22 protein-coding genes are annotated in these 24730 nt (G+C 70.9%); 19 read left to right on the forward strand and 3 right to left on the reverse strand.

Going from position 1 to position 24730, the window contains the following annotated elements; translation table 11 throughout:
• Window positions 1-3 precede the first annotated feature (3 nt).
• The 8 genes from MKK68_RS23200 to MKK68_RS23235 all read left to right on the forward strand — a co-directional run bounded on the left by MKK68_RS23200 (window position 4) and on the right by MKK68_RS23235 (window position 8662).
• On the forward strand, window positions 4-1401 hold the full coding sequence (locus tag MKK68_RS23200; RefSeq protein WP_147726549.1) for an NAD(P)(+) transhydrogenase (Re/Si-specific) subunit beta: 1398 nt from the start codon (window positions 4-6) through the stop codon (window positions 1399-1401).
• 267 nt (window positions 1402-1668) lie between these two features.
• The gene (locus tag MKK68_RS23205) at window positions 1669-3321 is read left to right on the forward strand and encodes a sensor histidine kinase (protein ID WP_243950900.1); all 1653 of its coding nucleotides are present in this window, start codon (window positions 1669-1671) and stop codon (window positions 3319-3321) included.
• A gap of 46 nt (window positions 3322-3367) precedes the next feature.
• Window positions 3368-5185 carry a single-stranded-DNA-specific exonuclease RecJ gene (gene recJ / locus MKK68_RS23210; RefSeq protein WP_244033049.1) on the forward strand — a complete coding sequence of 606 codons (1818 nt, stop codon included), beginning with the start codon at window positions 3368-3370 and terminating at the stop codon, window positions 5183-5185.
• An 86-nt stretch (window positions 5186-5271) separates the two neighbouring features.
• A complete protein-coding gene (locus tag MKK68_RS23215) occupies window positions 5272-5556 on the forward strand; it encodes a hypothetical protein (protein ID WP_244033050.1) in 285 nt (94 codons plus the stop codon).
• 245 nt (window positions 5557-5801) lie between these two features.
• Complete coding sequence (locus MKK68_RS23220; protein WP_244033051.1) at window positions 5802-6053, forward strand: hypothetical protein; 252 nt, start codon at window positions 5802-5804, stop codon at window positions 6051-6053.
• A gap of 578 nt (window positions 6054-6631) precedes the next feature.
• Window positions 6632-6877, forward strand: coding sequence for a NepR family anti-sigma factor (locus MKK68_RS23225; RefSeq protein ID WP_243932787.1), 246 nt, complete (start codon window positions 6632-6634; stop codon window positions 6875-6877).
• Window positions 6874-7449, forward strand: coding sequence for a sigma-70 family RNA polymerase sigma factor (locus MKK68_RS23230; RefSeq protein ID WP_147844126.1), 576 nt, complete (start codon window positions 6874-6876; stop codon window positions 7447-7449). The genes MKK68_RS23225 and MKK68_RS23230 overlap by 4 nt, the downstream gene beginning before the upstream one ends.
• Before the next feature lie 169 nt (window positions 7450-7618).
• A complete protein-coding gene (locus tag MKK68_RS23235) occupies window positions 7619-8662 on the forward strand; it encodes a cytochrome-c peroxidase (protein ID WP_244033052.1) in 1044 nt (347 codons plus the stop codon).
• Window positions 8663-8758: 96 nt separating this feature from the next.
• On the opposite strand, the gene MKK68_RS23240 is transcribed toward MKK68_RS23235, so the two are convergent.
• Window positions 8759-8920 (reverse strand): hypothetical protein, encoded by a 162-nt coding sequence (locus tag MKK68_RS23240; RefSeq protein WP_243988915.1) that lies wholly within the window; start codon window positions 8918-8920, stop codon window positions 8759-8761.
• Between the two features lie 300 nt (window positions 8921-9220).
• Between MKK68_RS23240 and MKK68_RS23245 the strand changes: the two genes are divergently transcribed.
• Entirely contained in the window at window positions 9221-10273 is a 1053-nt protein-coding gene (locus MKK68_RS23245) for a hypothetical protein (RefSeq protein ID WP_243950892.1), read from the forward strand.
• A gap of 115 nt (window positions 10274-10388) precedes the next feature.
• Window positions 10389-10901 carry a hypothetical protein gene (locus tag MKK68_RS23250; RefSeq protein WP_244033053.1) on the forward strand — a complete coding sequence of 171 codons (513 nt, stop codon included), beginning with the start codon at window positions 10389-10391 and terminating at the stop codon, window positions 10899-10901.
• Between the two features lie 10 nt (window positions 10902-10911).
• Here the strand turns inward: MKK68_RS23250 and MKK68_RS23255 are convergent, their stop codons facing one another.
• Both MKK68_RS23255 and MKK68_RS23260 read right to left on the reverse strand, forming a co-directional pair.
• Window positions 10912-11700 (reverse strand): MarC family protein, encoded by a 789-nt coding sequence (locus MKK68_RS23255; RefSeq protein WP_243934646.1) that lies wholly within the window; start codon window positions 11698-11700, stop codon window positions 10912-10914.
• Between the two features lie 70 nt (window positions 11701-11770).
• Window positions 11771-12505 (reverse strand): class I SAM-dependent methyltransferase, encoded by a 735-nt coding sequence (locus tag MKK68_RS23260; protein WP_147727163.1) that lies wholly within the window; start codon window positions 12503-12505, stop codon window positions 11771-11773.
• A 188-nt stretch (window positions 12506-12693) separates the two neighbouring features.
• Here MKK68_RS23260 and gloB point away from each other — a divergent pair, with 188 nt between their 5' ends.
• The 9 genes from gloB to lpdA all read left to right on the forward strand — a co-directional run bounded on the left by gloB (window position 12694) and on the right by lpdA (window position 24723).
• Window positions 12694-13470, forward strand: coding sequence for a hydroxyacylglutathione hydrolase (gloB, locus tag MKK68_RS23265; RefSeq protein WP_244033054.1), 777 nt, complete (start codon window positions 12694-12696; stop codon window positions 13468-13470).
• Between the two features lie 316 nt (window positions 13471-13786).
• Window positions 13787-14383 carry a TetR family transcriptional regulator gene (locus MKK68_RS23270; protein ID WP_243932769.1) on the forward strand — a complete coding sequence of 199 codons (597 nt, stop codon included), beginning with the start codon at window positions 13787-13789 and terminating at the stop codon, window positions 14381-14383.
• A 293-nt stretch (window positions 14384-14676) separates the two neighbouring features.
• Complete coding sequence (mdh, locus tag MKK68_RS23275) at window positions 14677-15639, forward strand: malate dehydrogenase (RefSeq protein ID WP_147727161.1); 963 nt, start codon at window positions 14677-14679, stop codon at window positions 15637-15639.
• A gap of 111 nt (window positions 15640-15750) precedes the next feature.
• Complete coding sequence (sucC, locus tag MKK68_RS23280) at window positions 15751-16947, forward strand: ADP-forming succinate--CoA ligase subunit beta (protein ID WP_244033055.1); 1197 nt, start codon at window positions 15751-15753, stop codon at window positions 16945-16947.
• Window positions 16948-16953: 6 nt separating this feature from the next.
• Window positions 16954-17838 (forward strand): succinate--CoA ligase subunit alpha, encoded by an 885-nt coding sequence (gene sucD / locus MKK68_RS23285; protein ID WP_244033056.1) that lies wholly within the window; start codon window positions 16954-16956, stop codon window positions 17836-17838.
• 215 nt (window positions 17839-18053) lie between these two features.
• Window positions 18054-21053 carry a 2-oxoglutarate dehydrogenase E1 component gene (locus MKK68_RS23290; protein ID WP_147727158.1) on the forward strand — a complete coding sequence of 1000 codons (3000 nt, stop codon included), beginning with the start codon at window positions 18054-18056 and terminating at the stop codon, window positions 21051-21053.
• Between the two features lie 93 nt (window positions 21054-21146).
• The gene (gene odhB, locus MKK68_RS23295; protein ID WP_147842858.1) at window positions 21147-22481 is read left to right on the forward strand and encodes a 2-oxoglutarate dehydrogenase complex dihydrolipoyllysine-residue succinyltransferase; all 1335 of its coding nucleotides are present in this window, start codon (window positions 21147-21149) and stop codon (window positions 22479-22481) included.
• 10 nt (window positions 22482-22491) lie between these two features.
• On the forward strand, window positions 22492-23244 hold the full coding sequence (locus MKK68_RS23300) for an SDR family oxidoreductase (protein WP_244033057.1): 753 nt from the start codon (window positions 22492-22494) through the stop codon (window positions 23242-23244).
• A gap of 75 nt (window positions 23245-23319) precedes the next feature.
• Window positions 23320-24723, forward strand: a complete 1404-nt coding sequence (gene lpdA, locus MKK68_RS23305; protein ID WP_244033058.1) for a dihydrolipoyl dehydrogenase — start codon at window positions 23320-23322, stop codon at window positions 24721-24723.
• Window positions 24724-24730: the final 7 nt, after the last annotated feature.

A 24730-nucleotide genomic window follows, 5' to 3' on the forward strand; every position in this document is an offset into this window, starting at 1 on the left:
GACATGTCCCAGAACGTCTCCGCCCTTCTCTACATCGTCTCTGGCGTCCTGTTCATCATGGCGCTGCGGGGGCTCTCGCACCCGACGACGTCGCGGCAGGGCAACCTCTACGGCATGATCGGCATGGCGCTCGCCGTGCTCACCACCCTGGTCGGCCATCCGCCGGCCGGCGCGGCCGCCTGGCTCCTCGTCTTCCTCGGGCTCGCCATCGGCGGCGGCGCGGGTGCGGTCATCGCCAAGCGCGTGCCGATGACGGCGATGCCGCAGCTCGTGGCGGCCTTCCACTCGCTCGTCGGCCTCGCCGCCGTCGCGGGCGCGGCGGCGACCCTCTACGCGCCGCAGGCGGTGGGCATCCTCGAGAACGGCCACATCCACAAGGAGTCGCTGTTCGAGATGGCGCTCGGCGCGGCGATCGGCGCGATCACCTTCACCGGCTCGGTCATCGCCTTCGCCAAGCTCGACGGACGCATGTCCGGCAAGCCGATCATGCTGCCGAGCCGCCACCTCATCAACATCGGCCTCGCGGTGGCGCTGGTCGTGCTGATCGCGGTGTTCATCGGCGGCGAGAGCAAGGTCGTGTTCTGGCTGATCGTGCTGCTGTCGTTCGCGCTCGGCGGCCTGCTCATCATCCCGATCGGCGGCGCCGACATGCCCGTCGTCGTCTCGATGCTGAACTCGTACTCGGGCTGGGCCGCGGCCGGCATCGGCTTCACGCTCGGCAACCTCGCGCTGATCATCACCGGCGCGCTGGTCGGCTCCTCGGGCGCGATCCTGTCCTACATCATGTGCCACGCGATGAACCGCTCGTTCATCTCGGTGATCCTAGGCGGCTTCGGCGGCGACGCGGCTGCGGCCGGCGGCGGCGAGGTCGAGACCCGGCCGGTCAAGCAGGGCTCGTCGGACGACGCGGCCTACATCATGAAGAACGCCGAGCGGGTCATCATCGTGCCGGGCTACGGCATGGCGGTGGCGCAGGCCCAGCACTCGCTCCGCGAGATGGCCGACCTGCTCAAGAAGGAGGGCGTCGACGTGAAGTACGCCATCCATCCCGTCGCCGGCCGCATGCCCGGTCACATGAACGTGCTGCTCGCCGAAGCCAACGTCCCCTACGACGAGGTGTTCGAGCTGGAGGACATCAACGGCGAGTTCCCGCAGGCCGACGTGGCCTTCGTGATCGGCGCCAACGACGTCACCAACCCGGCCGCCAAGACCGACAAGACCTCGCCGATCTACGGCATGCCGATCCTCGACGTGGAGCGGGCCAAGACCGTTCTGTTCATCAAGCGCGGCATGGGCTCGGGCTACGCCGGCGTCGAGAACGAGGTGTTCTTCCGCGACAACACGATGATGCTGTTCGGCGACGCCAAGAAGGTCGTCGACCAGATCCTCAAGAACCTCTGATCCGGGCTTCCCGGGGTCGGGGTCGAAGGGCGGGCAGCGATGCCCGCCCTTTTTGCGTCGCGCAGCCCCCGCGTCCTCGGCTGCGGCCCGCGGGAATGGCGCCGGAGCGTCTTCAAGCGAGGCGGATCCCGGCTCGCGTGAAGAAAACGCGCGCTCTCAGCGCGATGGAGCATCGTCCGTGATCCCTGGATCACGGACGATGCTCCAGGCATGACAGACGTCGAGCGGGGCCCTACAACGCGCAACGCCGACCGCCGATCCGGCGCGATGGATCTCCAACCCGGGGCTGGCATGTCGCCCGAGACTTCCGATCCCGATCGACTGGCCGAGTTGGAAGCGTTCGCCGTCCTCGACACGGCACCCGAGGAAGCCTTCGACGACGCGGTGCAGATCGCCCGCACGATCTGCCTCGCCCCCGTGGCCCTGGTCAGCCTCGTCGCCGCCGACCGGCAGTGGTTCAAGGCCCGCGTCGGCTTCCCGCGCTGCGAGACCGACTTGAACGCGTCGGTCTGCAAGTACGCGCTCGGCGAGCCCGATCTCCTCGTCATCCCCGACCTGACGCTGGACCCGCGCACCCGCGACAACCCGCTGGTGACCGGCGATCCGCGGATTCGCTTCTATGCCGGGGCGCCGCTGCGCACGACGAGCGGCAGGGCGCTGGGCAGCCTCTGCGTGATCGACAACGTGCCCCGGCCCGACGGCCTCACCGAGGAGCAGGCGGACGCGCTGCGGCGGCTCGCGCGGCAGATCATGATCCTGATGCGCGAGCGGCGCCAGCTGGTCCGCCTGCGGGCGGAGGAGCGCCTGACCCGCGCCGCCTCGATCCGCCGGGCGGCCCTGATCGAGCTCGGCGACCACCTGCGCGACGTGGCCTCGGTGGCGGCGATGACCGCCAAGGCGGCGGAGATCGTCGGGCGGACGCTCGATGCGAGCCGGGCCGGCTACGGCGAGATCGACGCCAGCGGGGCGCAGGTCACCGTCCTCGAGGACTGGACCGCGTCCGGCGCCGGCAGCCTCGCCGGGACCCATCGCTTCGCCGATTTCGGCCGGCTGGGCGCCTCGATCGAGCGCGGCGACGCCCTCGTCGTCCGCGCGGTCGCGGACGATCCGCGCACCGCCGCGTTCGCGGCTCCGTTCGCGGCGCTCGCCATCGGCGCGATGCTCGACGTGCCGGTGCGGGAGCGCGGGCGCACGGTGGGGCTGTTCTTCGTCCACGCCGCCGCGCCGCGCGACTGGCTGCCGGAGGAGATCGCCTTCGCCCGCAACGTCGCGGACCGGGTCCAGGTCGGCATCGGCCGCCTGCGGGCCGAGGAGCAGCAGGCGGTGCTCAACCGCGAGCTCAGCCACCGCATGAAGAACACGCTGGCGATGGTGCAGGCCATCGCGATGCAGACCATGCGCAACGCCACCGACCTCGAAGCCGCCCGCGACGCCCTCGCCAACCGGCTGATCGCGCTCGGCAAGGCCCACGACATCCTGCTCGACGGCACCCGCGAGAGCGCCAGCCTGGAGAAGGTCGTCCACGGAGCGCTGACGATCCACGACGATGCCCAGGCGGGCCGCCTGCGGCTGTTCGGGCCGCACGTTCAGGTCGGCTCCAAGGCCGCCCTGTCGCTGTCGCTGATGATCCACGAGCTGGCGACGAACGCCGCCAAGTACGGCGCCCTCTCGACGCCCGCGGGCTTCGTGGTGGTGGACTGGTCGATCGACCCGGAGGGCCGCGAGCCGATGGTCCGGCTGCGCTGGGCCGAGAGCGGTGGGCCGCGGGTCGCGCACCCGACCCGGATGGGGTTCGGCAGCCGCCTGATCGAGCGCGGCCTCGCCGGGGCGATCGGCGGCGAGGTCCGCCTGACCTACCCGCCCGACGGCGTGCTGTGCGAGCTGGCCGTGCCCCTGGCCGGGATGGAGGCCGACGAGTAGCGCCGACGCCCGCACGCGGACCGGGATTTGGCCGCCGTTGCGGTCTATGGTGCGCCCCGTGTCAGCCCTGCTTCCAGAGTCCCGCGCCTTCCTCGGCGTCACCCGGTCCATCCTCGGGCGGCCGTGGTGGGAGCGCTGCGCCGACCCGGCCGCGCAGGCCTACGCCGCCACCATGGTCCAGGCCCATGGCCTGCCGGAGCTGCTGGCCCGCGTGCTTGCCGGGCGCGGCGTCCGGCCGGACGGGTCGGAGGCCTACCTGCGCCCGCGCCTGCGCGACCTGATGCCCGACCCCGCCTGCCTCGTCGACATGGAAGCCGCCGCCGATCGCCTCGCGCGGGCGGTGCGGCAGGGCGAGAGCGTCGCGGTGTTCGGCGATTACGACGTCGACGGCGCCGCGAGCGCGGCCCTGCTGGCCGGATACCTGCGCGCGCTCGGCGTGCCGACCCGCATCCACATCCCCGACCGGATCACCGAGGGCTACGGCCCGAACACCGCCGCGGTCGCCGCGCTGGCGGGGGAGGGGGCGACCCTGCTGGTCTGCGTCGATTGCGGCACCAGCGGGCACGGGCCCCTGGCGGAGGCGGCGCGGATCGGCCTCGACGTGCTCGTCCTCGACCACCACGGCGCCCCCGAGCTGCTGCCGCCGGTGCGCGCGCTGGTGAACCCGAACCGCCTCGACGACCTGTCGGGCCTCGGCCATCTCTGCGCCGCGGGCGTCGTGTTCCTGACGCTGGTGGCCCTGGCCCGGACGCTGCGGGCGGAGGGGGCCTTCGCCGCGCGCCCCGAGCCGTCGCTGACCGACGCCCTCGACCTGGTGGCGCTGGCCACCGTCGCCGACGTGGTGCCGCTGACCGGCCTCAACCGCGCCTTCGTGGTCCAGGGGCTGACCGTGATGCGCGCCCGCGGCCGCCACGGCCTCGCGGCGCTCCTCGATGCCGCCGCCCTCGACGGGCCGCCGGAGGCGTGGCACCTCGGCTATCTCCTCGGCCCCCGCATCAACGCCGGCGGGCGCATCGGCGACGCGGGTCTGGGCGCGCGCCTGCTCACCACCGACGACCCCGCCGAGGCCGCCCGCATCGCGGTCGAGCTCGACCGCCTGAATCGCGAGCGCCAGGCGATCGAGGCGCAGGCCGTGGCGGAGGCCGAGGCCGAGATGGACCACGCCCTCGGCCGCGACCCCGATCGCCCGGTGCTGGTCGCGGGCAGCGCCGAATGGCATCCGGGCATCGTCGGGCTGATCGCGGCGCGGCTCAAGGAGCGCTTCGGCCGGCCGGCCTTCGCCTTCGCCCTGCGGCCGGACGGGACGGCCACCGGCTCGGGGCGCTCGATCGCCGGCGCCGACCTCGGCCACGCCGTCCGCGCCGCCGTCGCGGCGGGTCTCGCGACGAAGGGCGGCGGCCACGCCATGGCCGCGGGCGTGACTCTCGCCGGCCCCGACCTGACGCGCTTTGCCGCCTTCCTCGCCGCGGACCTGGCGGACGCGGTGGCGCAGGCGCGCGCGGTCGAGGCGCTGCTCGTCGACGGCACGGTCAGCGCCGGCGGCGCCACGGCCGAGACCGTCCGCCTGATCCAGCGCGCCGGCCCGTTCGGGCAGGGGGCGCCGGAGCCGGTCTTCGCCCTGCCGCGCCACCGCATCGTCGATGCCGGCCTCGTCGGCCACGGCCATGTCCGTGCGCGCCTGCGCAGCCGCGACGGGCAGGCGGTCGGCGCGATCAGCTTCCGCAGCGCGCAATCGCCGCTCGGGCAGGCGATCCTGGCGGGCATCGGCTCGGAGTTCCACGTCGCCGGCACGCTCGCCTGCGACCGCTGGCGCGGGGCCGAGCGCGCGCAGGTCCGCATCTGCGACCTGAGCCCCGCCGCGTGATCGCCGCCGCCCCGCGCGATGCCGGTCCGTCCGCTCTCGCGACATCGTTAACGCGGCGTGGAGGCGCGCGGCCCTAAACTGCGTGCATGCGCTCCTTCCTCTCCGCCGTCGCCCTTCTCCTCGCCGCAGCGCCGGCGCTCGCCGGCGGGGCCGAGGAATTCTTCATGGGCCGCCCGCCCTCGGCCGGCGTGGTGCAGGGCGGCGTCTTCGGGGCGGGCGGCTCGGACTACCTCGGCGAGATGCGCGACGACCGGTTCGCGGCACCGCGCGCGGTGCGGCCCGCCCGGAGCGCCCGCCGCGTCGTGCACGCCGCGCGCGTCCGGCCCGGCGATGCGTCGCCGGTCGTCGCACGGCCCTACTTCAAGCCCTGACACGGTTCTCGCGCGATCGAAGGGAGGCCGGATCCGGCAAGCCCGCGAAGCCCGGATCCGCCCTCCCGAAGCCACCCGCCGGATCGTCGTGACGCGATCGTCCCGATCCGGCCCAGCGTTTCATCCGCCGTGCCGCGTGGAGCCCATCACGTCGTGAGGGTCAGGGGCGATCCATATAAGCTTGACGCAAGATCAGACCGTGCCGAACCGGCGGCCTGTATTGCTGGAAGGCGTCTTCTATCCTCATGACGTTGCGTTTCGTTGCCGTCGCGGCCGCTCTCGTCATCGGCGTTTCCGCCCCCGTCTCGCCCGCGCGCGCGTTCAGCTACGAGGCCCCCGTCGACCGCTTCGCGCCGCCGTCCCCCTCTGACGACCTGACCACGGGTTCGGTCGGGATCGGCGGCGACGGCACGCCGCGCACCGGCGGGTGCGTGCCGAGCTCGGCGAGCGAGGGCGACGCCAACCGGCAGACCCGGCCGGTGAGGCAGTACGGCTAGACCAGCGGCGGCAGCCGTTGCTGAGCGGGAAGCGGACCGGGATCGAGACCATGACGCTGTTCGACGACGCGATGATCGGCGCCTTCGTCTGCGGCCTCGTCGTCACCGCCTACGGCTCCGTCAGCGTTCCGATCGCGCTCTGACGGACGGCGCCCATCGTTCTCGCGAGCCGAAGAGGACGCGGTCCCCCTCTCCCCAGCGGGAGAGGGGCCGCGCTGAGCTTCGACGATGCATCCGCGCCCTCGGCCGGGACGCCGCGGCGCGCCGCCGGCTGCCGCCGCCCGAAGTCCAGACCGTCAGGTTTCGAACATTGGAATGTAACCAGATGTATCAAGGTTGCGAAAAACATACAAATTGACAAAGTCGCCAGCTTGACCATAAGATGATGTCGCGGCCTATGGTGATGAATTCTAGGTGAATGTCTTTTTCAGACTTGATTAAACCGCCCGGCCCTAGCACCCGTAGCCACGGCGACGGACCTGGCGTCCGCGACGCACCGGAGGCCTGAGGGCCGCGCCCGGTCGTTCGCAGGCGGTCGGGTCGCGAGGCGTCGCCCCGCTTTGCCAGGACGGCCGACGATGCACGACATCTCCGACGAACGCGGTGCCGACGACGCGATCGGGCGCGTGGCCGGCGATGCCGTGCCGACGCCCGAGCGGCGGCCGCGCGGCGGCGACCGGCGGCTCGATCCGGAGACGCGGCGCCGGATCGGGCGCAGCCTGCGGGTGCTCTACGCGGGCCTGCTCGCCCAGCCGATCCCCGAGCGGTTCGAGGCGCTCGTCGCGGAATTCGCCGCCCGGTCGGAAAAGGAGTCCGCGCGATGATCCAGGCCTGTGCCCCCGTCGGAACGCCCGCCGGCGCCGACGCCGAGATGCGCGACCTCCTGCTCGGCGCGATCCCGGCGCTGCGCGCCTTCGCCTTCTCGCTGACCTACGATTTCGACCGCACCGACGACCTCGTGCAGGACACGCTGATGCGGGCCTGGACCAAGGCCGAGAGCTTCCGCCGCGGCACCAACCTCACGGCGTGGCTGTTCACGATCCTGCGCAACCTGTTCTATTCCGAGCAGCGCAAGCGCAAGCGCGAGATCGAGGATGCCGACGGCGGCCATGCCGGGCGGCTGACCAGCCTGCCCGAGCAGGAGGTCCGCGTGGAGATGCGCGCGTTCCAGAGCGCGCTGAACCTGCTGCCGCTGGCCCAGCGCGAGGCGCTGGTCCTTGTCGGCGCGCAGAGCTTCACCTACGAGGAGGCGGCCGAGATCTGCGGGGTCGCCGTCGGCACGATCAAGAGCCGGGTCAGCCGCGCGCGCGGGCGGCTGATCGAGAGCCTCGGCATGGACGACGCCGGCGACGTCGGCACCGACGCCCGCACCCGCGCCGCCCTCGACGCCCGCTGATCGCCGCCCCGGATCGGGGAGGGTGCATGACGTCGCGGCATGTTCGCTGAGGTTCAAGTTATCGTTGAGGTTTCGGGAATATAATTCTCGGGCAGGACCATAATCGAAACGAAGGCTTTACGGATCTGCAAGACATCGCATCGTAGACCCTCCCCTTGGGAGCTCTGCGATGCGATGGAAGCTCGGCGGCGGTATCGCCGCAATTGTGATGCTCGGTGCGGTTTGCGGTCCGGCCACGAGCGGACCGGCGGCGCAGCGGGCCGCCTTGCGCGAGGCCTATGCCCCGCCTTCCGCGATCCCGTTCCCGGAGACCAATCCCTACGCCCAGGCTAAGGCGGAACTCGGCCGGAAGCTGTTCTTCGATCCGATCCTGTCGGCCGACCGCGACCGGGCCTGCGTGACCTGCCACCTGCCCGACCTCGCCTGGGCGGACGGGCGCAAGCGCGCGCCGGCCCGCAACGATTCCGACATGGACCTGCGGACGCCGAGCCTGCTCAACATCGCCTGGCAAGAGGGCCGCCTCGGCTGGGACGGCAAGTTCCGCGACCTCGAGAGCGTCGCCTTCGTCCCGATCAGCGCGCCCGGCAACATGGGCCTGCCCGCCGACGACGCGGTGGCGCGCCTGTCGGCGGATGCCGCCTATGCCGCCGCCTTCGCCGAGGCCTTCGCCGATCCCGGCGTCACCAAGGACCGGATCGAGGCGGCGCTCGCCACCTTCCAGCGCCTGATCGTGTCCGGCGTGAGCCCGTTCGACCGCTGGATCGCGGGCGACGAGACGGCGATCCCGGTCGCCGCCAAGCGCGGCTTCGACCTGTTCAACGGCCGCGCGAACTGCGCCGCCTGCCATGGCGGCTGGGCCTTCACCGACGGCTCGTTCCACGACATCGGCACGGCGACCGGCGCGGATCTCGGACGCGGGCGCTTCGTGCCGAGCTCGGAGGCCCTGCGCTACGCCTTCAAGACCCCCGGGCTGCGCGAGGTCGCCGGCCGCGGCGCCTACATGCACGACGGATCGATCGCGACGCTGGAGGCGGTGATCGATCTCTACGACCGCGGCGGCATCGCACGCCCGAGCCGCTCGCCGGAGATCCGCCCGCTGAACCTCACGAGCGCGGAGAAGGCCGACCTGCTGGCCTTCCTGCAGACGCTCACCGCGCCGGCCGGGAACGACCGCGCCCTCGCGGACCTGACCGGCGACGCGCCGAAGCCGTAACCGGGCCGGACGGCGGGCGCGGCCTCCGATGCGTCCGCGGCGGCGTCGCCGGCAGCATCGTCGCGCGCCCCTCGATCCACCTGGCTGGGGAATGCCCTAGCGGAACAGCGGCAGCCCAGCGCCGAGCAGGGCGAGGCCGGTCACCAGAAGCACGCCGCCGCAGGATTCGAAGGTGGCGGCGCGCAGGCCCGCACGCGGCGCGAAGCCGGCCAGCCCGATCCCGGCACCGAGGCTCGCGAGACTTGCCAAGCCGATCATCCGCAATCCCCCCACGCTTGGTCCGGCCGGCGATGTCGGGTTCCGGCCGCGCGAGGATCGCCGGCCAACACTGAGCGAAGTCTTGCGCGGCCGTCCGAAGAGCTGGGAATCCGCGTCCATGCTGAATGGCGCGTTGCCCGGCACGGCGCCCTAGACGGGATTCGCTTTCAGCCGATTCTACCCGGCACCCACAGCGTTAACCTTTTCGACACGGACGTTAACAAACCCTTGGCAAAATCCGGCGGCTTAGTTCTAAATGCATCGGTAAGCACTGTTCTGACCCGTTTTGACGAGGCTTCGATGCGGACCTTTGAGTGGCGTTGCTCTTCTCCGTTTCTTGCCGGCGCCCTGGCCCTTCCCGCAACCCTGCTCGCCAGCAGCGAGGCCAGCGCCCATGTGAAGTGGTTCTGCGCCTACGACGTCGCCGGCCAGCCCCGCGGCCTCGAGCAGGTGCTCTGCCTCGACTTCGAGTGGCTCGTCGGCCTGTCGGTCCTGTGCCTGATGTTCGGGTGCCTCGCCGAGGGCACCCCGCTCGGCACCGCCCTGCTCAACGCCCTGGACCGGGTCACCGCGCGGCTGCGCACCGACACCGAATTGCTGGTGCGGGCGACGCTGGGCTTCTTCTTCGTCTCGCTCTGGACGCTCGGCGGCATCATCCTCACCCCCGAGCTCAAGACCGACGCGGCCTGGATCCCGTGGTTCCAGCTCGCGCTTGCGGCCTGCCTGATCTGGCACCGCACCCTGCCGCTGGCCGGTGCCGGCATCGTCGTGCTGTTCGGCTACGCGACCTGGAGCTACGGCGCGTTCCATCTGGCCGACTACCCGGTCTTCCTCGGCGTCGCCGCCTACCTGATCCTCACCGGCCTGGACCGCACCCTCTACGGCATCCGCCCCATCGACGTGGTCCGCGCCGCCGCCGCCGTCACCCTGATGTGGGCCTCGGTCGAGAAGTGGGCCTACCCGGAATGGACCGCGCCGCTCCTGGCCGCCAAGCCCGAGATGACCTTCGGCGCCTCGCCCGAGCTGTTCATGAAGGCCGCCGGCGTCGTCGAGTTCACCCTGGCCTTCGCCCTGATCTGGACGCCCCTGGTGCGCCGCACCGCCGCGATCATCCTGGCCGCGATCTTCGTCTCCGCCGTGTTCGAGTTCGGCAAGGTCGATGCGATCGGCCATTCCGGGATCATCGTGGTGCTGATCGGCATCGCCGCCGACGACGCCCGCAGCGCCGTCCGCCGCCGCGACGTGGCGCTGGCCCCGGCCTACTACGCGGTGGCGCTAACCGGCTTCCTCACGCTCTACTACGTCGGCCATGCGGCGATGTACGGCGCGCTGTTCTCGGCGCCCGTGATCTGATCTGATCGATGCGGACGACGGGCGGGCGGCCTCCGAGAGGGGGCCGCTTTCGCATGTCCGGTGTTCGGACGGGTAGAAGGCGCGGAGGATCGGCGTGCGGTGGGGGAGGGCGGGCATGGCGCTGGCTCTGGGCGGGCTCGCGCTCGCCGGCGCCGTGCTGGTGGCGCGCGGGCCGGAGCCCGGGGGCATCGAGGACGTGTGGCTGCTGTTCGGCGCGCCCGACCGCGGCGCGGTGGACCTGCCGACCGTCTCGCGAAGCGCGGGCGACGCGCTCGCCTGCCCGCCCGGCCAGTGCCGCGCGGTCTCGGATCGCGTGCCGCCGGTGCTGCCGGTGCCGGGCGAGCGGCTGCGCGCCATCGTCGCCGCGGTGGCGGCCGAGGAGCCGCGCACCGAGCTGGCCTTCCAGGCCCGCTGGGCTGAGGAGGACCGCTACGTCGTCCGCTCGGAATGGCTGCGGCTGCCCGACACGGTCGCCGTCGCGATTCTCGGCGCCGGCGAGGGCCGATCGACCCTGGCCCTGTACGCCCGCCCGCAAATCGGGTTGCTCGATGCCGGCGGCAACCGGGCCCGCCTGGAGCGCTGGCTCGACCGGATCGAGGGTTTGGCGCGGGCCGAGGCCGCGCGGTGACGCGGACGTCTCAGCGCGCGGCGAGCAGCGGCCCGAACACGTCGATCACCCCGTTGATGGTGATCTGGGTGCCGACGCAGAGCAGCAGGAACGCGAACAGCCGGCCGAGCACCCGCGCCCCGATCGGCCCGAGCAGGCTCACCACCCGGTCGGCCGAGGCGTAGATCAGCGCCACCGTCGCGGCGACGCCGAGCGCGGCCAGCGACACGCCGACGTAGAAGCCGAGCCGGTCGGCCATCACGGCCGGACGGTTCGAGCCGAGGGTGATCGCCACCGCGATGGTGCCCGGGCCGGTGGTGAAGGGCAGGGTCAGCGGGAAGAACGCGATCTCGGACAGGGGATCGACCGATCTCTGCCCATCCGCCGGCGGCTGGGCGGGAGCGGCGGCCGCCGCCGCTCGGGGCGCGGTCGGCGCCGCCGCTTGGCTTCCGGCTTGCGCTGCCGCTTGGGTCGCTCCTTGTCCCGTCGTCGAGGAGACCTCGGCCTGCTTGCGCGCCTCGCGGGCCTCGGGCCGGTTCAGCAGCCCCCAGGCGGAGGCGCCGACGACGAGCCCGCCCGCGATGCGGAGCGCGCCGAGCGACACGCCGAAGAAGTTGAGGATCGGCGCGCCGGCCCACAGCGCCGCCAGCATGATCAGCAGCGCGTATCCGCCGATCCGGCCGGCGAGCCAGACCCGGTCGTCGTGGCTGTGCCCCGCCGTCACCTGCGCGAAGATCAGCGCCCCGCCGAGCGGGTTGACGATCGAGAACAGGCTCGAGAGCGCGAGCAGGAACTGCTGGATGGCCGCTTCGACGCTCATGGTGTCTTCGCGATCTCCGTCGAGACGGGGTTGGGCCGGGCCGCCGGCGTCGGCGTGCGGAGCGGCGGGCTTAACCCGGCGCGGGCGCCGGCACGAGCACCCGCGCGGGCGCGAGGCGGCGGGCGCGGTGGACCTGCTGCACGGTGATCGGCCGGTAGAGCTGCTTGGTGGCGTGCACCACGTGGAGGCCGGCGAAGGGGAGCGAGAGGCCCGTCCCGACCCGCTCCCAGGCGGCGGCGGTCTGCAGCATCACCCGCGAGCGCAGCGGCGGCATGTACAGCGTCTCCGCCCAGTCCTCCGGCGAGAACAGCGTGTCGCGCATCAGCCGGCTCAGCTGCGAGCGGCTGTAGGGCTGGCCGTGCCCGAACGGCGTCGCGTCGCGCCGCGCCCAGACCCCGCGCCGGTTCGGCACGACGAGGATCATCCGCCCCCCCGGCGTCAGCGTGCGCCAGACCTCCCGGAGCAGTTCCGTCGGGCTCTCCACCGCCTCGAGCGCATGCACCAGGATCACCCGGTCGATCGCCGCATCCGGCAGCGGCATCATCGTCGGGTCGGCGAGCGCCGAGCACGAGCGGCCGGCGCCGGGCCAGTTCACCACCCCTTGTGTCGCCGGCATGAAGGCCAGCGTCCGCTCGGCGATGCAGTGGACCGGGCTCAGATAAGGCACCGCGTAGCCGAGCCCGAGCACGCGCAGGCCGGAGACCGAGCCGAGGAAGCCGTGCAGGGTGCGGGCGACGATCCGGTGCGTCGTGACGCCCAGCGGCGTGGCGTAGAAGGCCCGCAGGTCGGTGACGTCGAGGCGCATGGGTCGGAGCTGGAGCGGCGTCGGGGAAGGCCGGCGTCCCGGCCCGATGGCGATTCAATGGGGCCGGGCACCCGCCGCGACAAGGCGCAGGCGGCGACTTGCAGGGCGACGCGCCGGGGAACCCCCCGGTTTCCGCATCCGTTCCCGCCCGATACGGCCGGACCGGCCGCGAGCCCGGAGACGCGTTCATGGCCACGGCCCCCGAGATCCGCACCTTCCTGTGCCGCAGCGACAACATCGGCGTGCTCATCCGCGACCCCGCCACCGGCGCCTGCGCGGCGATCGACGTGCCGGAGGCGGCGCCGGTCCTGGCGATGCTGAAGCAGACCGGCTGGCGGCTCACCGACATCCTGGTCACCCATCGCCACGGCGACCACATCGCGGGCATCCCGGAGGTCAAGCGCGCGACCGGCGCCCGCGTCACCGCCCCGGCCAAGGCCGGCCCGGCGATCCCCGACGTGGACCGCACCGTGTCGGAGGGCGACACCGTCCGGGTCGGCGACCTCTCGGCCGAGGTGTGGGAAACGCCGGGGCATTGTGCCGACCACGTCACCTACTGGTTCGCCGAGCCGGGAATCGTGTTCTCCGGCGACACCCTGTTCACCCTCGGCTGCGGCCGGGTGATGGAAAGCCCGCCCGAGACCCTGTGGCGGTCGCTCGAGCGGTTCCTGCCGCTGCCGGATGCGACACAGGTGTACAGCGGGCACGATTACGTGCTGTCGAACGCCCGCTTCGCGGTCGCAGCAGAGCCCGGCAACGCGGATCTGCACGGCCGCCTGCGCGAAGCGGAGGAGCTAAAATCCTCCGGCCGTTTCCTGGTTCCCTCTACGATGGCGGCGGAACGGGCGACCAACCCGTTCCTGCGAAGCGGCCTGCCGGCACTGAAGACGGCGGTGGGACTCGACGAAGCTGCTGACCCGGCAACGGTTTTTGTTGCACTGCGAGAATGGAAGAACCGCTTCTGACGCACAGGTTTTCAAGGAAATTTTGTTGCCTTCTCAAAGAGAAGTGAACATAGGACATTCGACAGGCGCTAAACCGTCTGATCGATAGGCTCCCGGAGGGAGGCTCGACGTCAACGGAAGCGTGTTCCCGCTTCTTTCGGTCAGATGGGGGTCCGTCTCGCCTTACCACCTCTCGTCCTCACGCCTCCCGCTTCCCTTCCTTCAACCGGATCCCGAGCCGCGTTCCGAAGAGCCCGCCGCCAAAGCGACGGCGACGGGACGGTCCCCGTCCGATGCGGACCGTCCGGCCCGCGCCCCCGCGGCCGCCCGATCCCGGGTGGCGCCGATCTCCGCCGACGTGCGGCTGCTCGGGATCGCCACCGAGCACCTGGCCCGGCTCGGCCCCAAGCGGGTCACCGTCGTCGCCGTCGCCGCCGAAGCCGGCATGACGCACGCCAACGTCTACCGCTACTTCCCCTCGAAGGACGCCCTGCTCGACGCCGTCGCCGGCCGCTGGCTGCGGGACATCGAGACCCGCCTGGCCGGCATCGCCGACGCGCCCGACCCGGCCGACGACAAGATCGAGCGGCTGCTGACCGCGCTCGCCGCCCTGCAGCGCGACGCGCTCCAGGACGAGCCGAACCTGTTCGCGGTCCATCTCGACGCCACGGTCGCCGCCAGGCCGATCGCCCGCCGCCACCGGGTCCGCCTGCGCAGCCTGGTCGAGCGGGTGATCGAGGAGGGGATGGCCACCGGCACCTTCTCGGCGCGCGACCGCGAGCGCGCCATCGCCTACATCTTCGATGCGAGCTACCGCTTCACCCATCCCCTGGCGATCCAGCACGACGCCGAGGTGCCGCGCGATCTGGTCGACGCCCGCTTCGGCGCGGTGATTCACGCGATCCAGCGGGTGCTGCGCGCGGGTATCCTCTGAGCGGAATGACAGGTTCAAAAAGTTGTCATAGCGCCGATCCCGAATTGGCAATCTCCTCCTAAAGCCCTCGAAAAGCTTAGCTTTTCGAGGGCTTTGTTTTGTGCGCCGCACATCCGCCCTGGCCCGAACCCTGCTTGGGCGATCTGCGTCGGGTTGATGGGGCGGTGCTTTTCGGCCACACAGCCGCGCAGGAAAACCGGTCGCGTCGGGCGGCGCCTCGGACGGACTTTCGACCCCCGAGTCGTCGACGCGCTCGCCTCACCCTTTCACGCTAAGCTGGAGACGTCTCGGACATGGCACGCAGCAAGATCGCGCTCATCGGCGCCGGCCAGATCGGCGGAACGCTGGCGCACCTCGCCGGTCTGAAGGAACTCGGCGACGTCGTGCTGTTCGACATCGTCGACGGCGTGCCGCAGGGCAAGGCGCTCGACATCGCCGAATCGGCCCCGGTCGACGGCTTCGACGCGAAGTATTCGGGTGCGAGCGACTATTCGGCGATCAAGGGCGCCGACGTGGTGATCGTCACCGCCGGCGTGCCGCGCAAGCCCGGCATGAGCCGCGACGACCTGATCGGGATCAACCTGAAGGTCATGGAGGCCGTCGGCACCGGCATCAAGGAGAACGCGCCGGACGCGTTCGTGATCTGCATCACCAACCCGCTCGACGCCATGGTCTGGGCGCTGCAGAAGTTCTCGGGCCTGCCGACGAACAAGGTCGTCGGCATGGCCGGCGTGCTCGACTCGGCCCGCTTCCGCCACTTCCTGGCCGAGGAGTTCAAGGTTTCGGTCGAGGACGTCACCGCCTTCGTGCTCGGCGGCCACGGCGACGACATGGTGCCGCTCACCCGCTACTCGACGGTCGCCGGCGTGCCGCTGACCGACCTGGTCAAGCTCGGCTGGACCACCCAGGAGAAGCTCGACGCCATGGTCGAGCGGACCCGCAAGGGCGGCGGCGAGATCGTCAACCTGCTCAAGACCGGCTCGGCCTTCTACGCGCCGGCGGCCTCCGCCATCGCGATGGCCGAGAGCTACCTCAAGGACAAGAAGCGGGTCCTGCCCTGCGCCGCCTACCTCGACGGCCAGTACGGCATCTCCGGCATGTATGTCGGCGTGCCCGTGGTGATCGGCGAGAACGGCGTCGAGCGCGTGCTCGAGGTGACCTTCGACGCGGCCGAGAAGGCGATGTTCGAGAAGTCGGTCGGCGCGGTGAACACGCTGATCGAGGCCTGCAAGGGTGTGAACCCGGCGCTCGCCTAAAAACATTGGGCGAATAGCGAATAGGGGCTAGCGAAGACAGAGCCACGTGCTCTCTGCTGCCCCGGCTCGCTATTCGCCATTCGCCACTCCCTATTCGCCTGCGGAGCGCACATGAACATCCATGAATACCAAGCCAAGGCGGTGCTGAAGGAGTTCGGCCTGCCCGTCTCCAAGGGCGTCGCGATCTTCAGGCCCGAGGAGGCGGAAGCCGCCGCGCGCAAGCTCGGCGGCCCGGTCTGGGTGGTGAAGTCGCAGATCCACGCGGGCGGGCGCGGCAAGGGCACCTTCAAGGGCGCGCCGGCCGGGGCCAAGGGCGGCGTGCGCGTCACCAAGTCGATCGACGAGGTGAAGCAGTTCGCCGGCGAGATGCTCGGCCAGACGCTGGTCACGATCCAGACCGGCGAGGCCGGCAAGCAGGTCAACCGGCTCTACATCGAGGAAGGCGCGCAGATCGCCGCCGAGTTCTACCTGTCGATGCTGGTCGACCGCGAGACCGGGCAGGTCGCCTTCGTCGTCTCGACCGAGGGCGGCATGGACATCGAGACGGTGGCCCACGACACCCCCGAGAAGATCGTCACCTTCTCGGTCGACCCGGCCACCGGCATCATGCCTCATCATGGCCGCGCAGTCGCCAAGGCGCTGGGGCTCGCCGGCCCGCAGGCGAAGGAAGCGGGCGAGCTCACCGCCAAGCTCTATGCGGCCTTCACGGCCAAGGACATGAGCATGCTCGAGATCAACCCGCTGGTGCTGACCGGCGACGGCCATCTCAAGTGCCTCGACGCCAAGATCTCGTTCGACTCGAACGCGCTCTATCGCCACCCCGACATCGTCGCGCTCCGCGACGAGACCGAGGAGGACGCCAAGGAGATCGAGGCCTCGAAGTACGACCTCGCCTACATCGCGCTCGACGGCACGATCGGCTGCATGGTCAACGGCGCCGGCCTCGCCATGGCGACGCTCGACATCATCAAGCTCTACGGCGAGGAGCCGGCGAACTTCCTCGACGTCGGCGGCGGCGCGACCGAGGAGAAGGTCACCGCCGCCTTCAAGATCATCACCGCCGACCCGCAGGTGAAGGGCATCCTCGTCAACATCTTCGGCGGGATCATGAAGTGCGACGTCATCGCCCGCGGCGTGATCGCGGCGGTGAAGACGGTGGGCCTGGAGGTGCCGCTCGTCGTGCGGCTCGAGGGCACCAACGTCGAGGAAGGCAAGGCGATCATCAGCGGCTCGGGGCTCAACGTGATCCCGGCCGACGATCTCGACGACGCCGCGCAGAAGATCGTCGCCGCCGTGAAGAAGGGCTGAAGCGTTATGTCCATCCTCATCGACGCGAACATCAAGGTCATCTGCCAGGGCTTCACCGGCAAGAACGGGACCTTCCATTCCGAGCAGGCGCTGGCCTACGGCACCAAGATGGTCGGCGGCACCTCGCCCGGCAAAGGCGGCTCCAAGCACCTCAACCTGCCGGTCTTCGACACGGTCGGCGAGGCCCGCGAGGCCACCGGCGCGACCGCGTCCGTGGTCTACGTGCCGCCGCCGGGCGCGGCCGACGCGATCTGCGAGGCGATCGCGGCCGAGATGCCGCTGATCGTCTGCATCACGGAAGGCATCCCGGTGCTCGACATGGTGCGGGTCAAGCGTGCGCTGATCGGCTCGAAGTCGCGCCTCATCGGGCCGAACTGCCCCGGCGTCGTCACCGCCGGCGAATCGAAGATCGGCATCATGCCGGCCAACATCTTCAAGCCGGGCTCGGTCGGCATCGTCTCGCGCTCCGGCACGCTGACCTACGAGGCGGTGTTCCAGACCTCGACCGCCGGCCTCGGCCAGACCACCGCGGTCGGCATCGGCGGCGACCCGGTAAAGGGCAGCGAGTTCATCGACATGCTCGAGATGTTCCTCGCCGACGAGAAGACGACGTCGATCGTGATGATCGGCGAGATCGGCGGCTCGGCCGAGGAGGAGGCGGCGCAGTTCCTGGCCGACGAGGCCAAGCGCGGCCGCAAGAAGCCGATGGTCGGCTTCATCGCCGGCCGCACCGCGCCTCCGGGCCGCCGCATGGGCCATGCCGGCGCGATCATCTCCGGCGGCAAGGGCGGCGCCGAGGACAAGATCGCGGCGATGGAGGCCGCGGGCATCCGCGTCTCGCCGTCGCCGGCGCGCCTCGGCTCGACGCTGGTCGAGGTCCTGAAGGGCTGAAACCGAGTGACAGCCGCGCGCGTATGACCCGCGCGCGGCTGTGTTGCAGCGCACGCAAGCCGGTGACGCCCATATGATGGGCGACGGAGCGCCCGCTTCGTGCGCCCACAGGAATCGCAGCGCGGCCCGCGCCTTCCGCTCGCGGAGGCGCCTCCCGCGCGATGACGCGGCTCATCCGCACCGGCGGAGGGCCCGAAGGACAGGATGACCCGCCGATGGCACGCCAGGACGTGAACGAAGCGCTGCTGGAAACCTCGTTCCTCTACGGCGGCAACGCCGCCTACATCGAGGAATTGCAGGCGGCCTACGCCCGCAACCCGGCTTCGGTCGACCCCGAGTGGCAGAGCTTCTTCAAGGGGCTCGGCGAGGACGAGACCCTGGTCGAGAAGAACGCGGCCGGCGCCTCGTGGACCAAGCCGAACTGGCCGGTGCCGGCCAACGGCGAGATCGTCTCGGCGCTCGACGGCAACTGGGCGACCCTGGAGAAGGCGGTCGGCGAGAGGATCCTCGCCAAGGGCGCGGAGAAGGGCGAGCAGAGGCCCGGCAAGCCCGCCGACGGCCTCGCCGTCACCGGCAAGACCGGCGTCTCGGTCGAGCAGGCGACCAAGGATTCGGTTCGCGCGATCATGCTGATCCGCTCGTACCGCATGCGCGGCCACCTGCACGCCAAGCTCGACCCGCTCGGGCTGGCCCCCCGCGGCGACCACGAGGAGCTGCATCCGCAGCATTACGGCTTCCTCGAATCCGACTGGGACCGGCCGATCTTCCTCGACAACGTGCTCGGGCTGGAATTCGCCACGATCCGCGAGATCGTCGCGATCCTGGAGCGGACCTACTGCCAGACCCTCGGCGTCGAGTTCATGCACATCTCCGATCCCGAGGAGAAGGCGTGGCTGCAGGAGCGCATCGAGGGCAAGGACAAGGAGATCTCGTTCACCCCCGAAGGGCGCCGCGCGATCCTCAACAAGCTGATCGAGGCCGAGGGCTTCGAGAAGTTCCTCGACCTCAAGTACACCGGCACCAAGCGCTTCGGCCTCGACGGCTCGGAGGCGATGATCCCGGCGCTCGAGCAGATCATCAAGCGCGGCGGCGCGCTCGGCGTGCGCGAGATCGTGCTCGGCATGGCCCACCGTGGGCGCCTCAACGTGCTCACCAACGTGATGGCAAAGCCGTTCCGTGCGGTGTTCAACGAGTTCAAGGGCGGCTCGGCCTCGCCGGCCGAGGTCGAGGGCTCGGGCGACGTGAAGTACCATCTCGGTGCCTCGTCCGACCGCGCCTTCGACGGCAACAACGTCCACCTGTCGCTCACCGCCAACCCGTCGCACCTCGAGATCGTCGATCCCGTGGTGCTCGGAAAGGTCCGCGCCAAGCAGGACCAGCGCGCCAAGCCGAACGTCGTGCGCGCCAGCGTGATGCCGCTCCTGATCCACGGCGACGCGGCCTTCGCCGGCCAGGGCGTGGTCGCCGAGTGCCTCGGGCTGTCGGGCCTGAAGGGCCACCGCACCGGCGGCTCGATCCACTTCATCATCAACAACCAGATCGGCTTCACCACCGATCCGCGCTTCTCGCGCTCCTCGCCGTACCCGTCCGACGTGGCGAAGATGGTCGAGGCGCCGATCTTCCACTGCAACGGCGACGACCCGGAGGCGGTGACCTTCGCCACCAAGGTCGCGGTCGAGTACCGCCAGAAGTTCGGCAAGCCGGTCGTGATCGACATGCTGTGCTACCGCCGCTTCGGCCACAACGAGGGCGACGAGCCGGCCTTCACCCAGCCGAAGATGTACCAGCGCATCCGCAAGCACACCTCGGTGCTGGAGAGCTACGCGCGCAAGCTGATCGAGAACGGCACCCTGAGCCAGGAGGCCTACGACGCCCGAAAGGCCGAGTTCCGGGCGATGCTCGACGCCGAGCTCGAGGTCGCCGGCACCTACAAGGCCAACAAGGCCGACTGGCTCGACGGGCGCTGGTCCGGCTTCAAGGCCGTGCACGAGGACGTGGACGACCCGCGCCGCGGCCGCACCGGCGTGCCGGTCGAGACCCTGCGCGAGATCGCGCAGAAGATCACCCAGGCGCCCCCCGGCTTCCACCTGCACCGCACGATCCAGCGCTTCATGGACAACCGCGCCAAGGCGGTGGAGACCGGCGTCGGCATCGACTGGGCGACCGCCGAGGCCCTGGCCTTCGGCGCGACCATGCTCGACGGCAACCGCGTCCGGCTCTCGGGCCAGGACGTCGAGCGCGGCACCTTCTCGCAGCGCCACGCCGTGGTGATCGACCAGGAGAACGAGCAGCGCTTCACGCCCCTCAACGCCATCCGCGAGGGCCAGGCGCCGCTGGAGGTGATCAACTCGATGCTGTCCGAGGAGGCGGTGCTCGGCTTCGAGTACGGCTACTCGGCGGCCGAGCCGAACGCGCTCGTGCTGTGGGAGGCGCAGTTCGGCGACTTCGCCAACGGCGCGCAGGTGGTGATCGACCAGTTCATCGCGTCCGGCGAGCGCAAGTGGCTGCGCATGTCCGGCCTCGTGATGCTGCTGCCCCACGGCTACGAGGGGCAGGGGCCGGAGCACTCCTCCGCCCGCCTGGAGCGCTACCTCCAGAGCTGCGCCGAGGACAACATGCAGGTCGCCAACTGCTCGACGCCGGCGAACTACTTCCACATCCTGCGCCGGCAGCTGAAGCGCGACTTCCGCAAGCCGCTGATCCTGATGACGCCGAAGTCGCTGCTGCGCCACAAGCGGGCGGTGTCGACGATCGAGATGATCGCCGAGGGTTCGAGCTTCCACCGCATCCTGTGGGACGACGCCGAGCACGACGAGAGCGGGGTCAAGCTCGTCCGCGACGACAAGGTCCGCCGCGTCGTGCTGTGCTCGGGCAAGGTCTATTACGACCTGTTCGAGGAGCGCGAGAAGCGCGGCGTCAACGACGTCTACCTGCTGCGCGTCGAGCAGCTCTACCCGTTCCCGCTCAAGGCGCTGGCCAACGAGATGGGCCGCTTCCGCAATGCCGAGGTGGTGTGGTGCCAGGAGGAGCCCAAGAACATGGGCGCCTGGGCCTTCGTCGAGCCCTACCTCGAATGGGTGCTCGGCCAGGCCGGCTCCGCGGTGAAGCGCGCCCGCTACGTCGGCCGCCCGGCCTCGGCCTCGACCGCCGTGGGGCAGATGTCGAAGCACCAGGCCCAGCTGCAGGCCTTCCTCAACGAGGCCCTCGCGGTCTGAATGTCCTCACCTATGGCGGCGGCTCTCCGGGGCCGCCGCTCACCCTTCCCGGCCGTCCGGTACGGCCCAACCGATCCGGCATGAGCTGACACAATGGCAACCGACATCCTCGTCCCGACGCTCGGCGAATCCGTCAGCGAGGCCACCATCGGCCGCTGGTTCAAGAAGCCGGGCGACACGGTCGCGGCCGACGAGCCCCTGGTCGAGCTCGAGACCGACAAGGTGACCCTCGAGGTCAACGCCCCCGCCGCCGGCGAGCTCGGCGAGATCCTGGTCAAGGACGGCGAGACGGTGGAGCCGGGCGCGCTGCTCGGCTCGATCGTCGAGGCGAGCGGCGGCGGCGCCAAGCCCGCGCCCAAGGAGGCCGCGCCGAAGAAGGAGGCCGAGGCCAAGTCCGAGAGCCGCAGCGAGGCGCCGAAGGCGTCCGCCCCCGACGCCAAGGCGGTCGAGGAGGCCCCGGCCAAGGAATCGGCCGCCGGCTACGGCAACCACGGCGACGCGGCGCCCCCGGCCGCCCGCCCCTCCGACGACAACGGCCCGGCGGTCGGCAAACTGTCGCGGGAATCGGGCATCGACCCGTCGAGCGTCAACGGCAGCGGCAAGGACGGCCGCGTGACCAAGGGCGACATGCTCGGCGCGATCGCGAAGGGGCCCGCGCAGGCGGCTCCCGCCCCGGCCAAGGAGGCGCGCCCGACGCCGCCGCGCCCGGCCTCGAAGCCGGACGACGCCGCCCGCGAGGAGCGGGTGCGGATGACCAAGCTGCGCCAGACCATCGCCCGCCGCCTCAAGGACGCGCAGGACACCGCCGCGATGCTCACCACGTTCAACGACGTGGACATGGGCGCGGTGATGGCGCTGCGCGCGCAGTACAAGGACATCTTCGAGAAGAAGCACGGCACGAAGCTCGGCTTCATGGGCTTCTTCACCAAAGCGGTGATCGGGGCGCTCAAGGACGTGCCGGCGGTCAACGCCGAGATCGACGGGCAGGATCTCGTCTACAAGAACTACTATCACATCGGCATCGCCGTCGGGACCGACAAGGGTCTCGTCGTGCCGGTGGTGCGCAACGCCGACGACCTCTCGATCGCCGGCATCGAGAAGACGATCTCGGGCTTCGGCCGCAAGGCCCGGGACGGCAAGCTCTCGATCGACGAGATGCAGGGCGGCACCTTCACCATCACCAACGGCGGCATCTACGGCTCGCTGATGTCGACCCCGATCCTCAACGCGCCGCAATCGGGCATCCTCGGGATGCACCGCATCGAGGAGCGCCCGGTGGTCCGCAACGGCAAGATCGAGGCGCGGCCGATGATGTATCTCGCCCTCTCCTACGATCATCGCATCGTCGACGGGAAGGAGGCCGTGACCTTCCTGGTGCGGGTGAAGGAGGCGCTGGAGGATCCGGCGCGGCTCGTCCTGGATCTGTAAGGCCGGCGCGATGCTCACCCCCGATGCCGTTGCGGTCGTCACCGGCGGCGGCCGCGGCATCGGCCGTGCGGTATCCCTGCTCGCGGCGCGGCGCGGCTATCGCGTCTGCCTGAGCTACGTCTCCGACGCGGCCGCGGCCACGACGGTGGTCGCGGCGATCGAAGCCGAGGGCGGCCAGGCCGTCGCGGTGCGCTGCGACGTGGCGGAGGAGGCCGACGTGATCGCCCTGTTCGCGGCGGCCGACCGTCTCGGCACCGTCACGGCGCTGGTCAACAATGCCGGGGTGGTCGATCTCTCCGCGCCCGTGTCCGAGATGAGCGCCGCCCGGCTCCACCGGATGATGGCGACTAACGTCGTCGGCAGCTTCCTCTGCGCCCGCGAGGCGGTGCGGCGGATGTCGACGAAGCAGGGCGGCCGGGGCGGGGCCGTCGTCAACGTCTCGTCGATCGCGGCGCGCCTCGGCGGGGCCGGGCAGTTCGTCGACTACGCCGCCTCGAAGGGAGCGATCGACAGCTTCACGATCGGCCTCGCCCGCGAGGTGGCCGATGCCGGCATCCGGGTGAACGCCGTGGCGCCCGGCATCATCGACACCGAGATCCATGCCAGCGGCGGCACGCCCGACAAGGTGGCGGCGATGGGACCGGGCGTGCCGATGAGGCGCGCCGGCACCGCCGACGAAGTCGCCGCCCCGGTGCTCTGGCTGCTCTCCGACGAGGCGGCCTACACCACCGGCGCCATCCTCGACGTCTCGGGCGGTCGGTGATCCCCGGCAACGAATGAATCCGGCGGCGACCCGCCACGGCGGTCGCCGCACGCGCATGCAGGAACGAACAGAACCATGAGCACCTACGATCTCGTCGTCATCGGCACCGGCCCCGGCGGCTATGTCTGCGCCATCCGCGCCGCGCAGCTGGGCCTGCGCACCGCCGTCGTCGAGAAGCGCGCGACCCATGGCGGCACCTGCCTGAACGTCGGCTGCATCCCGTCGAAGGCGCTGCTGCACGCCTCCGAGGCGTTCGAGGAGGCGACCAAGCACTTCCCCGATCTCGGCATCGAGGTCGGCACGCCGAAGCTCGACCTCGCCAAGATGCAGGGGTTCAAGCAGAGCGGCGTCGACGGCAACACCAAGGGCGTCGAGTTCCTGCTGAAGAAGAACAAGGTCGACACCATCCGCGGCACCGGCAGGATCGCCGGCGCCGGCCGCGTCGAGGTCACGTCGGAGGACGGCGGAAACCAGATGCTGGAGACCAAGAACATCGTCATCGCCACCGGCTCGGACGTGACGCGCCTGCCCGGCGTCGAGATCGACGAGAAGACCGTGGTCTCCTCTACCGGCGCGCTCGAGCTCGCGGCGGTGCCGAAGAAGCTCCTGGTGATCGGCGCGGGCGTGATCGGCCTCGAGCTCGGCTCGGTCTGGCGCCGGCTCGGGGCCGAGGTCACCGTGGTCGAGTATCTCGACCGGGTGCTGCCGGGGATGGACGGCGAGGTCGGCAAGCAGTTCCAGCGGATCATGTCCAAGCAGGGCATCGCCCTCAAGCTCTCGACCAAGGTCACCGGCGTGGCGACCGGCGCGGGCGGCGCGACCGTCACCGTCGAGCCGGCGGCGGGCGGCGAATCCGAGACGCTTCAGGCCGACGTGGTGCTCGTAGCGATCGGGCGGGTGCCCTACACCGAGGGGCTCGGCCTCGAGGGCGTCGGCGTCGGGCTCGACAACAAGGGCCGGATCCAGACCGACAGCCACTACGCCACCAACGTCACCGGCATCTACGCGATCGGCGACGTGATCGCCGGGCCGATGCTCGCGCACAAGGCCGAGGACGAGGGCGTCGCGGTGGCCGAGATCCTGGCCGGCCAGTCCGGCCACGTGAACTACGCGGTGATCCCGAACGTGGTCTACACCTATCCAGAGGTCGCCTCGGTGGGGAAGACCGAGGAGGAGCTGAAGAAGGACGGCATCGCCTACAACGCGGGCAAGTTCCCCTTCACCGCCAACGGCCGGGCCAAGGCCAACGGCACCACCGAGGGCTTCGTGAAGGTGCTGGCCGACGCCGCGAGCGACCGGGTGCTCGGCGTCCACATCGTCGGCGCCGATGCCGGCAACCTCATCGCCGAGGTGGCGGTGGCGATGGAGTTCGGGGCGTCGGCCGAGGACATCGCCCGCACCTGCCACGCCCACCCGACCCTGACGGAAGCGGTGAAGGAAGCCGCGCTCGCGGTCGGGAAGCGCGCGATCCACGTCTGAGGACGCG

This window comes from Methylobacterium sp. E-016, from assembly GCF_022829745.1.
Lineage (GTDB): Bacteria > Pseudomonadota > Alphaproteobacteria > Rhizobiales > Beijerinckiaceae > Methylobacterium.

Bases quoted from the DNA above. Each gene is read 5' to 3' on its own strand.
- MKK68_RS23240 (WP_243988915.1), bottom strand. From the start codon at position 8,920: ATGATCGGCTTGGCAAGTCTCGCGAGCCTCGGTGCCGGGATCGGGCTG.
- gloB (WP_244033054.1), top strand. From the start codon at position 12,694: ATGGCCACGGCCCCCGAGATCCGCACCTTCCTGTGCCGCAGCGACAAC.
- mdh (WP_147727161.1), top strand. From the start codon at position 14,677: ATGGCACGCAGCAAGATCGCGCTCATCGGCGCCGGCCAGATCGGCGGA.
- MKK68_RS23300 (WP_244033057.1), top strand. From the start codon at position 22,492: ATGCTCACCCCCGATGCCGTTGCGGTCGTCACCGGCGGCGGCCGCGGC.
- sucC (WP_244033055.1), top strand. From the start codon at position 15,751: ATGAACATCCATGAATACCAAGCCAAGGCGGTGCTGAAGGAGTTCGGC.
- MKK68_RS23200 (WP_147726549.1), top strand. From the start codon at position 4: ATGTCCCAGAACGTCTCCGCCCTTCTCTACATCGTCTCTGGCGTCCTG.
- MKK68_RS23220 (WP_244033051.1), top strand. From the start codon at position 5,802: ATGACGTTGCGTTTCGTTGCCGTCGCGGCCGCTCTCGTCATCGGCGTT.
- recJ (WP_244033049.1), top strand. From the start codon at position 3,368: ATGGTGCGCCCCGTGTCAGCCCTGCTTCCAGAGTCCCGCGCCTTCCTC.
- odhB (WP_147842858.1), top strand. From the start codon at position 21,147: ATGGCAACCGACATCCTCGTCCCGACGCTCGGCGAATCCGTCAGCGAG.
- MKK68_RS23235 (WP_244033052.1), top strand. From the start codon at position 7,619: ATGCGATGGAAGCTCGGCGGCGGTATCGCCGCAATTGTGATGCTCGGT.
- MKK68_RS23245 (WP_243950892.1), top strand. From the start codon at position 9,221: ATGCGGACCTTTGAGTGGCGTTGCTCTTCTCCGTTTCTTGCCGGCGCC.
- MKK68_RS23255 (WP_243934646.1), bottom strand. From the start codon at position 11,700: ATGAGCGTCGAAGCGGCCATCCAGCAGTTCCTGCTCGCGCTCTCGAGC.
- MKK68_RS23215 (WP_244033050.1), top strand. From the start codon at position 5,272: ATGCGCTCCTTCCTCTCCGCCGTCGCCCTTCTCCTCGCCGCAGCGCCG.
- MKK68_RS23205 (WP_243950900.1), top strand. From the start codon at position 1,669: ATGGATCTCCAACCCGGGGCTGGCATGTCGCCCGAGACTTCCGATCCC.
- MKK68_RS23230 (WP_147844126.1), top strand. From the start codon at position 6,874: ATGATCCAGGCCTGTGCCCCCGTCGGAACGCCCGCCGGCGCCGACGCC.
- MKK68_RS23260 (WP_147727163.1), bottom strand. From the start codon at position 12,505: ATGCGCCTCGACGTCACCGACCTGCGGGCCTTCTACGCCACGCCGCTG.
- sucD (WP_244033056.1), top strand. From the start codon at position 16,954: ATGTCCATCCTCATCGACGCGAACATCAAGGTCATCTGCCAGGGCTTC.
- MKK68_RS23250 (WP_244033053.1), top strand. From the start codon at position 10,389: ATGGCGCTGGCTCTGGGCGGGCTCGCGCTCGCCGGCGCCGTGCTGGTG.
- MKK68_RS23225 (WP_243932787.1), top strand. From the start codon at position 6,632: ATGCACGACATCTCCGACGAACGCGGTGCCGACGACGCGATCGGGCGC.
- lpdA (WP_244033058.1), top strand. From the start codon at position 23,320: ATGAGCACCTACGATCTCGTCGTCATCGGCACCGGCCCCGGCGGCTAT.
- MKK68_RS23290 (WP_147727158.1), top strand. From the start codon at position 18,054: ATGGCACGCCAGGACGTGAACGAAGCGCTGCTGGAAACCTCGTTCCTC.